Source organism: Flavobacterium sp. OHVDL-2026-0007 (assembly GCF_059882335.1).
Genome location: NZ_CM187612.1, coordinates 2,101,008 through 2,115,498 on the forward strand (window position 1 = coordinate 2,101,008; position 14,491 = coordinate 2,115,498).

General features: G+C 34.7%; 12 protein-coding genes and 1 other RNA gene. 3 read left to right on the plus strand and 10 right to left on the minus strand.

From position 1 onward, the window contains the following. Window positions 1–60: 60 nt before the first annotated feature. Window positions 61–1,263: an NAD(P)-dependent oxidoreductase gene (locus AC51AA_RS08075; protein ID WP_500705455.1), complete on the minus strand. Its 1,203-nt coding sequence runs from the start codon at window positions 1,261–1,263 to the stop codon at window positions 61–63. Between the two features lie 240 nt (window positions 1,264–1,503). Between AC51AA_RS08075 and AC51AA_RS08080 the strand changes: the two genes are divergently transcribed. The 3 genes from AC51AA_RS08080 to AC51AA_RS08090 all read left to right on the plus strand — a co-directional run bounded on the left by AC51AA_RS08080 (window position 1,504) and on the right by AC51AA_RS08090 (window position 4,452). After that, complete coding sequence (locus AC51AA_RS08080) at window positions 1,504–2,706, plus strand: serine hydrolase domain-containing protein (RefSeq protein WP_500705623.1); 1,203 nt, start codon at window positions 1,504–1,506, stop codon at window positions 2,704–2,706. A 67-nt stretch (window positions 2,707–2,773) separates the two neighbouring features. Next, window positions 2,774–3,169: a transfer-messenger RNA gene (gene ssrA, locus AC51AA_RS08085) on the plus strand. Window positions 3,170–3,291: 122 nt separating this feature from the next. Beyond that, window positions 3,292–4,452 carry a tyrosine-type recombinase/integrase gene (locus AC51AA_RS08090; RefSeq protein WP_500705456.1) on the plus strand — a complete coding sequence of 387 codons (1,161 nt, stop codon included), beginning with the start codon at window positions 3,292–3,294 and terminating at the stop codon, window positions 4,450–4,452. A gap of 25 nt (window positions 4,453–4,477) precedes the next feature. Here the strand turns inward: AC51AA_RS08090 and AC51AA_RS08095 are convergent, their stop codons facing one another. The 9 genes from AC51AA_RS08095 to AC51AA_RS08135 form a co-directional block, all read right to left on the minus strand. Then, window positions 4,478–5,044, minus strand: a complete 567-nt coding sequence (locus tag AC51AA_RS08095) for a hypothetical protein (RefSeq protein ID WP_500705457.1) — start codon at window positions 5,042–5,044, stop codon at window positions 4,478–4,480. A gap of 425 nt (window positions 5,045–5,469) precedes the next feature. Continuing rightward, entirely contained in the window at window positions 5,470–5,697 is a 228-nt protein-coding gene (locus tag AC51AA_RS08100; protein WP_500705458.1) for a hypothetical protein, read from the minus strand. 47 nt (window positions 5,698–5,744) lie between these two features. Beyond that, on the minus strand, window positions 5,745–6,416 hold the full coding sequence (locus AC51AA_RS08105; RefSeq protein WP_500705459.1) for a hypothetical protein: 672 nt from the start codon (window positions 6,414–6,416) through the stop codon (window positions 5,745–5,747). A gap of 3 nt (window positions 6,417–6,419) precedes the next feature. Further along, window positions 6,420–6,929 carry a glycoside hydrolase family 73 protein gene (locus AC51AA_RS08110; RefSeq protein WP_500705460.1) on the minus strand — a complete coding sequence of 170 codons (510 nt, stop codon included), beginning with the start codon at window positions 6,927–6,929 and terminating at the stop codon, window positions 6,420–6,422. After that, window positions 6,919–7,350, minus strand: coding sequence for a phage holin family protein (locus AC51AA_RS08115; protein ID WP_500705461.1), 432 nt, complete (start codon window positions 7,348–7,350; stop codon window positions 6,919–6,921). Before AC51AA_RS08115 ends, AC51AA_RS08110 begins: the two co-directional genes overlap by 11 nt. Window positions 7,351–7,376: 26 nt before the next feature. Further along, entirely contained in the window at window positions 7,377–8,375 is a 999-nt protein-coding gene (locus AC51AA_RS08120; protein ID WP_500705462.1) for a hypothetical protein, read from the minus strand. Continuing rightward, complete coding sequence (locus AC51AA_RS08125; protein ID WP_500705463.1) at window positions 8,375–11,359, minus strand: hypothetical protein; 2,985 nt, start codon at window positions 11,357–11,359, stop codon at window positions 8,375–8,377. The genes AC51AA_RS08120 and AC51AA_RS08125 overlap by 1 nt, the downstream gene beginning before the upstream one ends. 26 nt (window positions 11,360–11,385) lie before the next feature. Further along, window positions 11,386–12,099, minus strand: a complete 714-nt coding sequence (locus AC51AA_RS08130; RefSeq protein WP_500705464.1) for a hypothetical protein — start codon at window positions 12,097–12,099, stop codon at window positions 11,386–11,388. A 375-nt stretch (window positions 12,100–12,474) separates the two neighbouring features. Next, the gene (locus AC51AA_RS08135; protein WP_500705465.1) at window positions 12,475–14,490 is read right to left on the minus strand and encodes a hypothetical protein; all 2,016 of its coding nucleotides are present in this window, start codon (window positions 14,488–14,490) and stop codon (window positions 12,475–12,477) included. Window position 14,491 lies beyond the last annotated feature (1 nt).

The window sequence follows — 14,491 nt, forward strand, 5'->3', positions numbered from 1 at the left end:
AAAAACCCTTTGTAAAAGTCATAAACTCATACAAAGGGTTTTCTAATTTTATTCTAAAAACTATTTTCCGTCTACATAATCCTGTAAATAACTAAATCTCGGCGTTAATTTTCCGTTTTCAGTTATTTTGGCGCGTTCTAGAATTCCGTCTTTATCTTCATTAAAAAATGCTGGAATAACGTGCTCCATAAATTGCTCGCCGAAACCTTCACTGGCATCTTTAGGAATTTCACAAGGCAAATTATCCACCGCCATCACTACAATTGCAGCAGGATGAAAAACATCAACCTCTTTATTTTCAACAGGAAAATAGCCATACAAAGGTTCTGCAATGGTGGAAGAACGCAGCGTACAAGCAATTGGTCCATTGACATCACAGGAAATATCGGCTACCACCTTTATTTTACAATCTTTAGATTGCAACATTTCACGAGTCAAAATAGCCGGCGCACCACTGGCATAAAAATGTCCAGCAAAATAGATATCGGTAACTTTTGTAAATTTTTCAAAATCGGACTCATAAGCTTCTGGATGTTCCACAAAATCAACAAAATCGACAAGCTCACCATCAATTCGTTTATTATATTGTAAAACATCTAACTGAACATAAACAGCTTGCGCATAATTTTTACTCAAGTAATTCTCAACAGTGATTTCTTTTATCTTTATCGCATCTAAAATTTCTTTAGCCCCCATGCCTACTTTTCCAGTCCCTGTAATAACGAATTTCAAAGCCGGCATTGTAATACGTTTTAAATGCATAATTAAAGCATCCTTACCCGCTAGAGTTTCAGCCTTAGGCAATTTAAACAATTCGAACTTTATTCCAAAAGCGCGTATACCATTGTAAACACCAACCATACCAGCATACTTACCAAAACCGATTAAACGACGATTGTGCGCATCAACGATGGTCTCATGGTCATACAAGTCAATGTTTTTTTCTAAAATTGCTTGCAACAATTTTCTATTATAAGGTTGTTTTTTTATGGTATGCGAAAAAAAGAAATATGCTTTATTGGCAATTAAATTTTCAACAGGAACTTCTTTTACCCCGAATAAAACATCACAATTCGAAACATCATCCGTTACGGTAATCCCCATACTCTTATATTGTAAGTCCGAAAAAATTCGAATATCTGAACTCTCTACTTCAACTATGGCATCGTGATATAGCTGTTTTAGTTTTGCTAATTCATTTGGAGCAAAAACAACTCTACGATCTGGTGGGCTTTTTCTTTCTTTTATAATTCCAAATTTCATTTTACTAGGTTTAAAGCATTTATAAATATAACTTTTTGCATGTAATTTGTTTCAAATATAACAAATATCGTTAAAGTTTTGTTGTTAAATTACTATTTAGAATTGGTAAAAACCGTTAAGAGCTGGCTAACAATTATCTAAATAAAAAAATAGTTAAAAATATGTTAAAACAAGCTTTTAAACTCTTTAAAAACCGCAAAACATAACTATTGAATTCGATATATTTGTTTTTCAAGAATGATGCAAATGAATTTCCTTAAAAGAACAAAGATACCACAAATACTTTTCCTAATTTTAGTTTTAGGCTCGTGTGGAAAAGATAAAAATACGAACTCTGACAATACTTCGGCAAAAGAAGATACCTTACCAAAAATGAAGCCTTTAGGTGCAGAAAAAAAACTGACACAGGCCTACTTAAATACTGTAACTGGAAGAATAAATCATTTTTACACGAAAAACTGGCCCAACAATAGCATGAATGGAAGTTTTTTAGTGGCTAGAAATGGTCAAATTATTTTCGAAAGGTACAATGGCTATGCCAACAAAAATAAAGATACTCAAATTACCAAAGATACACCGCTACATATCGCATCGGTAAGTAAAGTTTTGACAGCAACAGCAGTTTTAAAACTAGTCAATGCGGGCAAAGTAAATTTAGATCAAAAAGTAAATTCGATTTTAAAAACATTCCCTTACGAAGAATGTACTGTTAGAATGTTATTAAATCATCGCAGTGGAATGCGCAATTACGCTTACTTTACAGACAGAGACAAATCAATTTGGGATAGACATGATCAACTAACCAATAAAGATATTCTGAATATTTTAGCCACCAAAGACATTGGTTTAGAATCAACACCAGGCAAACGTTTTAGTTATTGCAATACCAATTACGCAATGTTAGCCTTAATTATTGAGAAAATCACAGGTCTAAGCTACAAGGAAGCGATGAATCAAATGATTTTCAAACCCTTACATATGACAAATACATTTGTGTTTGACAATAAAAAAGACAAAGACAAAATTGTTCCTTCCTATAAAGGAAACAATGTCGAAATTGGTTTTGATTACTTGGATTGTGTATACGGCGATAAAAACATCTATTCTACTCCTCGCGATTTATTAAAATTTGATAGAGCACGAAGTTCAGCTAATTTTTTAAAACCTGCTTTATTAAAACAAGTCTATACCGGTTATAGTAATGAGCGTAAAGGTGAAAAAAATTACGGTCTAGGTATACGAATGATTAATTGGGAAACTGGACAGAACTATTATTTTCATAATGGCTGGTGGCATGGTAACACGTCATCTTACATACCGTTAATTAAAGAAAATGTTACCATTATAGCTTTATCGAACAGAATGACAAGAAGTACTTATGCAGTTCGAAAATTAGCTCCAATTTTCGGAGATTATCCTTTTAAATTTCATGATGATGAATAAAGTTATTTTTCTGATAATTTTAGTACAAAACTAACTTCAAATAGTATAAATTTGCAAACTCATTTTTGGGGTCGACTGGTTTTGACAGCAAGTCGAATTGGAAAGTAAGCACGTCGAGCATTGAGACCTTGCTCGTAAATATAAGATCTTACACTTTTACACGGCGAAAATAACTACGCTTTAGCTGCATAATCCGAATTATAGTAAGATTAGCCACGTCCCTATCAGATAGGGAAGCTGGATTCTCCTTGAAAGCCTTGGTTTGTGGCGGTCAGTACAGGGGAACCGTAAAAATAGACCTAGATTTCCATGAGCTTCGGGTGGATATCGAAATTAAGAAGATAAGTGTTGAGTGGTTGTTCCTGACCTAGCTCAACAACGAAAATCCAATCAGGAAATAAACGTGTAGAAAGCTCTTTAGTTGCTTGTTTGGACCCGGGTTCGATTCCCGGCGACTCCACTAAGAACCCCTGTAAACACAGGGGTTCACAATGAGAAACCAAAAAAAAGTGAACAAAAAGAGAACAGAATTTTAAACAATTGATTTAATGTCCCCGCAAGCATTTTAATTTTAAACAAATTAAAATGAAATCAATTTACACAATTCCAAAGGTTGTCAAATACGATGATCTTTCGAAAGCCTGGTTTGTCTATTTTAGATACAACAAGGTACTTTTCCGATACAAATTCGGAATCAACTACATCAATAATTATAAGAAACGACTAGTCGAAGCAGATTCGATCAGAGACGCTTTACATCAAAAACTAAAAGAAGGTTGGAATCCAAACATTCCAGATGTTGTAAATACGTACAGCAATCTTCTATTTAGTGAAGCCTTAGATTTTTCCATTGAAAAGAAAACACCGCATCTAGGCGAGAAAACTCTTTGTGGATATAAGAGCACTGTCAAATTCATAAAAGAAGCTTTAAAAGCTACTAATATGAACAACCTGCTCATAGAAGAAACTAAAAGAATCCATATAAAGTTGATCATTGAAAAGACCAAGCAGCAACGTAAATGGTCCAATAAATCATTCAACAAAAATTTAGGCTATTTAAAAGCAATCTTGTCTGAGCTAATGCAATGGGATATCATTGAAAATAATCCAGCACACGGCATCAAATCTTTAAAGGTTGGAGAAATAACAGCATTCACACCAGCAACAGACGAAGAAGTCAAATTGATAAAAGAAAAAATCCTTGCTGAGTTCCCTAGCTTCTACGTCTATATAATTTCAATTTTTCACACCGGTATAAGACCTGAAGAGCTGCTCCACATTCAACTTAAAATGATCGATTTAAAAAAATCACAGATCATACTACCTCCAAACATTACTAAAACCGATATCGAGCGAATCGTTCCGTTAAATCCATTTTTGAAAGCGTATTTTGAAGAAATGAATTTATCACAGCATAATCAGGAGTTTTTTGTATTCGGATCTAAACGCGAACATTCTAATCGAGGGTTAAAAAAAGAATTAGACTTCGTTCCTGGTCCGCGTAGATTAAATAGAGATTGTGCTTCCAAATTATGGAGAAAATTAGTTATCGACGGATTAAAAATTAACGTAAATATGTATTCACTAAAACATCTTGGAGCTAATAAAAAAATCCTAGCTGGAGTCGAACTGGATGCACTTCGTGAACTTTATGGCCACACCTCCAAAATGATGACTCTAAGATATGCGAAGGTAGTAAAAGAGGTTAATCGAAATCAGATCATGGAAAAGTCACCCGATTTTTAAAATAAACACACCAAAGTATCAAAAACTAATTTATCCAATATACCACAAAGAGTGTTAATTCGAAAAATAATAAAAGTCCAATAACAATAAACTTACCCTCAAACGAGTATAATTTATTTTCTTTCCATACCTCATAAGAGTCCTTATTATAAATAAGTGTTTCGAATTCATAAATCCTCCACTCAGACGAAAGAATCAAAAACGCTTGAACAAGGAAAGTTAATATTAAAAAAAACAACATTCCAACATGCTGAGCGATTGTCTCTATTTTTGTATTGTATAAAATTTCGGATATATTAAAAAAAGTTAACCATGACGATATTAAGGTAAGGAGCAACGCCATTGAATACGCAGTTGAAAAACCTCCTTTGCGACGAGACGTCGCTATTAAACTTGATAAAATATAGGCAATGCCAAATTGAAGTATCAATATAAAGCCAAGTTTAAGAGCAAAATTTTTATTCGTAATATTAACCAAATAGCTAGCATCTATATCTTTAAACACTGATGGTAACGCTAAAAAAACATTAAAAATACTTAATAAGGAAGAAATAAATCCAACAAGACCAGAGATAAAATTAAATTGCTTCATTTTTGTATTTGAAAATTTCCACAAACATAAATAATATAATTCACATTAAATAGCCTTGTATATTTGTAAAGGATTTAGTGATAGATAAGCGCATAGTCATAATCTCCACTACAAAAGAAAAAAGACCTTTCAATGAAGGCCTTTTTTTAGTTTCTATCTTTTTTTCAGTTCCTTGACCAAGAGCCTAAGCTCTCTAAGTATTAAGAGAAATAATAACAGACATGTAAATGATACACTCATGGTTAAATAATTATTTTTATATTTATTATATAAAATAAATTGACTTAAGTTTTGAGAAATGACTAAATAACTTAAACAATTATAAAATTTTACACTTATCTCGATGTTTTCAACGAAATATTTAGTCTAAAAAAAAGCGATCCATTTCTGAACCGCTTTCCAACTAACCAAAACCAAATATAAAACTATTCCGCCGCACTAAAATCTAGATAATACTCTTTTCCATTTTCAAAAAAATTAACAGCTTCAGTTTCATAGCTAATACTTAATGATACGTTTCCAGCTGGTGTATATTTCGAAAATGATTTATTTTCTTCACTTCCATCAATAACAGGAACAAACGAAACTGTTTTATTTTCATATTCAGGATGATCTTGAATCCCATTACACACGAATTTTGCTCTTACAGACATAATTTTATTTTTTAATATTTCCCTACTCATTAGCTTTTCGGGTTCCGCTATTCCTTCTTTTCAATTGTCACTATTCGACTTTCCCCGCACTGATCAACTACTTTTACAGTCGATTGCACCTTACCAAGAAACCTTGTTTTAATACCTAAAAATTTCCATTGTCGCCTTTCCCAGTAACCTATGACCGTTGTCTTATTTTTAAATTCCCGATCATTGATTTCGACAGTTACAGTATCCAATTCAAATTTCAAGTTCCCTTTTATCGTGAGGCATTCTGTAGAATCAGTAAATGGAACAATCGTATATTTGATATAAGGACCAGCATTCGAAACTGTATATCCATTTTTCCCTGGAGAAACAACAAAGTTTAAATTATCCCCACTTAAAACATAATCAGGAATCGGAATCTTGGTTTCTTTTTTTTCTTTGTTCGAATACTTAAAATCATTTACAGTGATATCCTGAATTCGATTTTCCTTGATCTTTAAATCTTTGATAACTTTTTTCAAGTCGGGATTACTATTGATATGACCTGTAATCTGTTCAGCATTGTAATTATACACTGCTTTTTTCAAGCTATCTATAGTTTGACTTTGACGAATATTTTCAGTATTCCTTTTATTTTCTAAAGACTGGTATTGCCAGTTCTTGAAAAGCCAAACTCCGATCACAATAGCAATTGCGATCACAATAATTTTAATGTTATTCCAGTTAATCATCTTTTAGGCTTTAATTAGTTTGTCAATCATTTTTGCTACTGCTTTCAAGTTTTTGGCATAATCCGGATCAGTAGCATATCCAGCTGCAGCAATTTCATCGATGAACTTATAAGGATCTGATTTCACCAAAAGGGCTTTAGCGTATCGTTTGTTTTTGAAGAAAAACATCGAATGATCAGTAAAGCTTTCTTCAGGTGTATTGTACTTTCTAAAGTAATCCTTACCTCGGTGCTTAAACATTTTCACACCATTTCGAACTACAGGAGTTGACGAAACAGGAAAAGGCATCGGGTTTTTGGCACTTCGAGTATATTCAGTTGTCGTAATTAATTGCTCATTGCCATTAACCCCATCAGTATCTTTAACACCAAAAATCATATTACCTGGTGCAACATCTCCCCAAGCACTTTCCAATGCTCCTTGCGCTAAAGTGGCCACTGCTGATATCCCAGTTTTGTCTTGTGACTTTTTAGCGTGTGATAGGTATTTATTTACGTATGCTTTAGGCTTCATCTTTGTATCTTTTTGCTAGTTTTAAAATCAGTAGGTTGTGTAGCGGTGTTAGGAAATAGATACAGAAATCAGAAGGCTCTCCCTCTTTTGTATTGATTTCAATTAGATTTTCAACGATCGATTTCAATTCGATGTAGCTGGTTCCGATCAGTAAACCATTAAGCGAGTATTTAAACACTCCTAGAAAATCCCCATCAGTATCGGCAAAACTTGTGATGTTGACGATCACCAAAACAGAAAAAATAAAGGTGCAGTAGGTAGTTGCTTTATCAATGGTATTTCGAAGTCCTCTAGAGGTCGTTGCTTCACCATTATTTTTGGCTTTTCTAATTCCAGAAAGAAGATCTAAAAAGATCATAGACATTAATCCAAAAACTAAAATTGGATGTGGGTAAACGATTTGAGATAAAATTATATTCATGTTTATTTATTATTTGATTATTGTTTTTAAAAATCGCAATTACTATAAGCACTTAAACTTGTGCCGTTCCAATATACATAGTAACCACTTGACTGCATTTTATACCATCCTGCATCTGATGGAGCACTAGCGTCGCTATATTTGTAAAATTTAGTTGCTAAGCCCATATTAGGGTGATCTGAGTAAACATTTTCCCTAACACTTGAGAAGCATATGCCTGCTTCTGTAGACCCCTTGTAGCATTCTATTAGGTATAAAGGTGTAGGATCCGGTGGAGGAGGGCAATTTTCTATAGTTCCAATTATGTTATTATGTGTTTTAAAGACCACTTTCTTAAATACACCGTTTTCTTTTACCTTAAAAGTTGCTTGCTCTATTGATTCTCCCCCGTATTCAGAAGTACATGCAGCGTCGTTATATATGTGTCCATCTATTACTAGCCCGTCCATTGTGTACTTTGTTAATGCTGCTGAAAAATCCACATCGCAGGCGCTTGGTTGTGGAGCTGGTCCTACCAATACCAGTTGTAATGTTTTACTTTCAGCACAAGTAGTCAAACCATTTACTACGCCACTGAGAATTTTGCAACTCTGATTACTACCTATTTTATACCAATCATTCCTCTGCACTATCGGAGTTGTCAAAGTTGCATCAGCCCATACCACCATCCCATCCGTTATAGAGCTAGAAGAAGAGTAAACGGTTCTAGGATTATTGCTAAAACACGCTTGTGCTGGAGATGGGTAAACGTTAGATGATAATTGATAGGAATAACTGGTTACTCCGCTTGCCCAGTTTTCTCTTGGAACTAGTTGGTTATTTGAAAAGCCACTCATGAGAGTAGTTGATAAGTTGTATTTAGCTAGAGCATCGGATTTGGTCATGCACTGAGGACTAGTAACGTGTGACTGTCCACTGTTTAACGGAAACCCAAGCGACGAAGCTTGAGTATAAGAAACCATTTGATTTCCTGCTTGTCCAAAGACAAAAACCGACCATAAAAGGAATAAAATATATTTTTTCATTATTTACGGTTTTCTAATTGTTTGATTCTTTTTTCTTGGTACTCTAGGACTTGTTCTAAGCGACGAACTTTTTCAACAAGTATTTCTGTATAACTGACTGACAACATACCTTTATCGTCTGTATTAACTTGGTCGGGGTGCGTTTCCTGCACTTCCTGCGCACTATATCCTATATGAGTAAGAGTGTCACGTTTATCTTTCCAATTGAAATAAATCAAGTCCCCGTTTCTTGCGATTACGTTTTTAAGCCGGATATCAGATGTTGCATTGAAAAATCCGCCTGCTATTACTGTTCCTGAGAAAGAGGCGTTTCCTGTTACTTGGAATTTATTTCCGTTGTCAGACGTACCACCCAATATCACATTACCACCGCTAGGTTGAAATAGTAAATTATAAGCATTGGTGAGCCCATCATTTCTTTGCGATTGAAAAAATATATTTCCGCTATTCAATATCCCTGTAAATAATCCGTATTTACCGAAATCATCTAATAGATTAAATCCACCACCGTCAACACCTAAAGACGGAATTGTACTTGATTTTACTATTTGGGTTTTTCCACTAACGATTCCACCAGATAAGGCTAAATAAGCCGTGGAAGTAAAAGCATTTGCTCCTAAACCTAACCAAGCGTTAAAAGATGCATTAGTAGCCATTGTCACTACACCACTTGACTCAACTACTACTGGCTTATGTATAGAGGTAGCATCAGCAGCTAAATTGGCGGTTCTTGCTCCCCAAATAGATGCAGTGGTTGCACTTACTGCATTTCCTCCAACTGGTAAATAGTTATTAGGGTTAAAATTAGCAGTATCCCAAACAGCTTTCCAAGGAGATTGACCCCATCTCTTATAAAATGTACCACTCGAACCTATTCCAAACTGACTACTATCTGTTCCGTTACCCAATGTTATTGCTTGAAAATAAGCTTCGGGAGTATTTGCAGCAGTAGCATAATATCTTGTGTCATTTATCCTTATTGAGTTTGCATCCGCAGCACCCCCTCCACCATTAATTGAACCACTAAGATTACTTGCGCTTCCATTAATACTATTGGATAGAGTTGAGTTATTGTTTAATCCTAAAGTTGCTTGTGCACCTCCAACATCAGCTAGTCTAGTGGTGGCATCGGGGTTTCTAACTAAGAAATAAGTGATAGTATTATTTATTGTATTTAAGTCTGCTGGTCTACCGCCCCAATTTGTTGCGCTATTTGCGTTACCATTTATTGAATTAGATAATGTAGAGCCATCGCTTATATTTAAAGACGCCTTAGCATTAGCTAATGGTGTGTACCCATAAGTACCACCATCCACACTCCCCATGAAATACAACGGTGATGTTGTAGGCGATGAATTATTATAGCTTAATCCATTCCATAAGTTGGCAAAATTTGCAGCATTAGCATTTCCGGTTATACTAATTCCCCACGTTCCACTTGCCCCTATTCCTGCCCTAGTTGGCATATCAATTTCAGCATGTGACCAACCTATATTAGATGATCCATCAACTGACTTTGTAGCGTTACCAATAGTAAAATTTCGAGGTGTTATCCATTTAGTGGCTGTAGTAGCATTTCCATTGAAAGTTGGCGCAGTAACTGCCCCGTCAACGGTGATTCCTCTTGTACCCGTAGGTACTCCAAAAACACCTAATCCCGACCCGTTTACTAATTGAAAATCATAAATAGATCCTGTCTTTCCAATTAACTGCGTTCCTGCTGTAGGTGTATTAAATATCTGTCCGTCTCCTGCTGCGTACGAGCCCGAGCCCCAAGTAAGTTTTCCGTTGCTCTTGACGTCTCCATTAACCCAAATATTAGCCGTTTGAGCAGCAGAATTTTGATTTTGAATATAATTAGTACTACCTATTATTGGCGCATACAATCCCGAATGATTACCCCAAGTAAAAGCCGTTTGTCCGTTATTTATTCGTGAATCATCCCCTTGTGCGACTGTTCCTACCGATGTGCCAAAATTTTTGTTAAATGCTGTGTTTTTAGAGAATGATGGCTCTTTTGAATTCAATTGATTTTGAATACTGGAAGTAGCATCGTTATTTGCTTGTTGAGCATCAGTCTGATATCTTTTGTTAGCAGAATCAGGAATATGTGAAGTATTAAGCGTAACAACTCCTTGCTGACCATTTACAGAAACCACTGCGTCAGTACCAGGAGATCTCTCCCAGTTAGTTCCATTGTGAATTACGTAATCTCCAACTAAAAAAGTTAGGTTTCCAGATCCTAAATTGATAGTTCCTCCAACGCTTACCTTATACACCCAGCCAACTACTCCTGTTGCATCTGACAGTACTGGAGTATTGGTCGAAACATCCCACATCTTCTTATAAATCATAAGTGAAGATGGCAAGTATTGGAAAGAAACCTTACCACCAGCATCTAAAGGAGTAACGCCGTTGTTTGCTCCGACCAACGAAAGATTTAATTTCGCATCAATAGCCGCTTGTAAGCCTATAACCGTATTAATAGGTTGTTGGTTTGTATGATTTTGTCTGTCTAGTAAATATGCATCAGTTTGATTAGCCGTAGCATTGTTCGCTATACCTGCAAGCTTGTTTTTCTCTACGGTGGTATAATCCTCTGTAGACAATCCTTTGCCGGCTACTTTATCTACTTTATTGGCCAGTGACGCATCCAATCCATTAATTTTAGCTTTATCAGCTGGAGATTGTAAACCAGCATTGGTTGTAGTCGCCAATGGTACTAGTGCATCATTTCCAGTACTAGAAAAGATTGTTCCTCCTGTTGGAGTTGCCAAAAAATCAAGATTGGTTACTGGAGCAATAGTCGATATTGGAAGGATCTTCAATAATTTAGAGGCGCCATCCCAAACAACCGCGCTATCTTTTTTAACTCCCAAAGGAGGGATATTCATTTGATACTTCCCCGCTTTAACAGTCGAGGTGTTTTCTTGGCTAAAGGCTACATTCGCCATCAGCAATAGAAATAGTACTATTTTTTTCATGTTATTTTTATATTTATAATTTTCAATTAAAAATCAACTTCAATGATTGGGCTGTAATTTGTTCGATTCATTCTATCTCCACCATTCCACCGCGCAAGTGCCCAATATGTAGTTGCATCTTTACAGCCAGCGAAAAAGTCTCCAGGTTGTTCTTGGTCAAGGACCATATTACCTACTCCTTTAGCAACAAATCTTAAATTCAAATAAGGTATAGGACCTGTGTCAATTGGATCTGGAGGAATGATCAAAATTGAATTGTCAGTAACATCCATTTCAGTTACCAGTACAGTATTTGTAGGGATATTTGGCCGTATAGTTATGCCGGCAGTTTCATCTCCTTTTACTAAATAGATTGAATTGAGATCATTGGCTACTAAGATATCTTTTCGAGAAAGTCCTATATCTGCATAAGAGCTGTTAATTTGAATACTAGCTATATTGCTATATAAAATATTATTGATCTTCCAAGTTGCATTTGCTGGAATTGTGATAAGGGTTCCAGCTAAACCAATGTCACCTATTGATATGAGTTGATTTGAGCTGCCATCTTTTATGAAATCTACAATTTGTTTGATTTCAATTTTTTCCGAAATACCCCCTCTAGACACATGTAATTTTGAAGCAGTATCTAAATTTGATTGCGTAGGAAGTTCATCAATTTTTTTTGCATTGGTCGAGATCGCATTTAACATCCCAGTAATTGCGGCTAATCTTTCCGTTACAAATGATTGAAAACTCATGGTGAATAATTTATTCAACAAATGTAAAAAATATAATCTTATTTAGAATCATTCTAAATAACAAAATCAATAAGTTAAGACTCTAATTTTTAATAACTTTGCTTTTATGGGATCTATAGTTATGCTTTTTTTCGTAATAGTTGGCGGTTGCTGGCTAATTGGTAAAGCCATTGGGAATGTATTATTTCCTGATAGAAATTCATCTGGATATATAGACCGTTCAACAACAGTCGTACATCACCATCACTACCACGATAATAGAAGTGTTCATGTCGATGGCAAACAATTCAAAAATTTGAAGAAATAATTACATCAATAAAAAACATATAAAAAAAGCCTCTAATTAAATTTTAGAGGCTTTTTGCTTTTTGATAATTAGTAACTTAAATATCCTGATCCAGTTGAAATTAATCCAGGTACCTCAACTTGACTTCCATCAAAATCAATGTTTCCACTTCCTTGAGAATTATAGACGTTACCCGCTTTAAGCATATTGGCTGTTAACACGTATAAATTTGATTTCTCCAAAGGCCCCTCAGTACTAAAGCTGCCATTTTTTACATAGCCAATGCCATTTAACCAAACTTTTTCATGAGATAAGGCAATCATTAGCTTTCTCCACATTTCTTTCGTTACAGGTTCAAAAATAAATTGATCACCTTCATAAATATCTGCATTAAGCAAAATCGCATCAGTATCCGTCTTATGGATATTGCTTTCTTCATCCGGTACTCCTTTTTGAATAGTAAGAGGAATTCTAATTTTGAATTGAATTCCGGTTGCATAGAAAACATCTGTATTGGTAGTATTGTAATATTTAATTTCCAAAACATCATCATGTTTTACTTTGCACCAAATCTCCTCACTTAAATAAGTGATCGTTTCAAAATTAGGATCTGAATTCACAAGTTTAACTCTTAATTTTTGATCGATATAATCAACCATATCAATAGAATATTCATAAACTTCATAATTAAACCTGTTGAATATAGATCCCGAAACTACGTTGATTTCAGGTCCTGTATAATTTTGAGAAAATATAAGAACATCTGCATCCTTAGATTCATCAAAAACAACTTCTGCAATTAAAAACCATGTATTTGCAATAACAATATAATTGCCAACAATGGCCCATTCTGGCAAGTTTCCATTCAAAGAATATGTTCCGGTTACTGCATTAGTATCGTAATCGTAAATATTCCCAGATAAAAAATAAATTCCTGTTCTTCCATCTCCAATACTGTACTTTCTCGCATCTCTTTTGTCTTTAATGCCAATGTTTGTTGATTTCTTTTCTACTGGAATAACAACTTCAGAAAGGTCTTCCTTGATCACTTTAGCAACAATATTACTGTAATTTGATTTGAACTGTGTTGTTACAACATCAGCACTTTGAAATTGCTGTACTTCTTTATAAGGTAAATCGACATCTACCTCACAACTTAAAGTGTTTTCATCTGTTTTATAATTTCCAGAATCTCCCCAGGTAATTCGATTTGCATATCGGATTGAATTTGATTTTGAGATATAGAAATATGGAGCTTGAATTCCAAATTCATTTACTGAAAATGGTTTATTAAAAGAACAGCCGAATTGATCGCGAACATATAAAACAAAACTACCTACACTAAGACCCGAAAAGGTATTTGATGACTTCCATGTAACATTGTCTAACGAATACTCTAAATTCAAGCCAGAACTATCAGTGTTTTCAACTAATACTGTAGCACCGTTTGGACTATTATTGACGTTTATTGTGAAATTAGAAGCATTTAACAAAGCCGGCAATGTCAATGTTTTATTTGCTTGATTTCCATTTGAATCTTCAACTATGACATTAATTGTTTCGCCTCTAAGCCAATCAAACGAAAATGGATTGTTTGTATTTGGATTAACTGAAATTGGACTAATAATTTTCACAGCTAATAAGTCTGTAGTGATGTTTACCCTTACATTCTGGCATTTATTTCCAGTTGCAGCGGATATACTTGAGTCCGTTATTTTAATCCCAACAACAGGCGCTCTATTGTAAATAGAAGCCGTGATAGATCCGCTTGTTGTATTTTCTAATAAAGAAAATTGAGCATCATCATACTTGGCCATAATAACAACAGTTCCATCACCAACCAAAGGATCCCCAAGGTTAATACTTAAATCAAATAATTCAGTTCCGTAGTCTAATTGGAATGCATTTCCATAATTGTTTGCTTCCCAACTTGCGCCCTCAACAGGAATTCCATCACCAACCTTGGTTTGACCAGGGCCTAATCTATTAAGTCGAAACACCTCTGATAGTGTAAGTCCCAGTTTTGATTCATAAAAAGATAAAACACTATTTAAAGCAGTGAAATTATTGAACTGTAATGTGATTCTTGAATATAATAGCGCCATG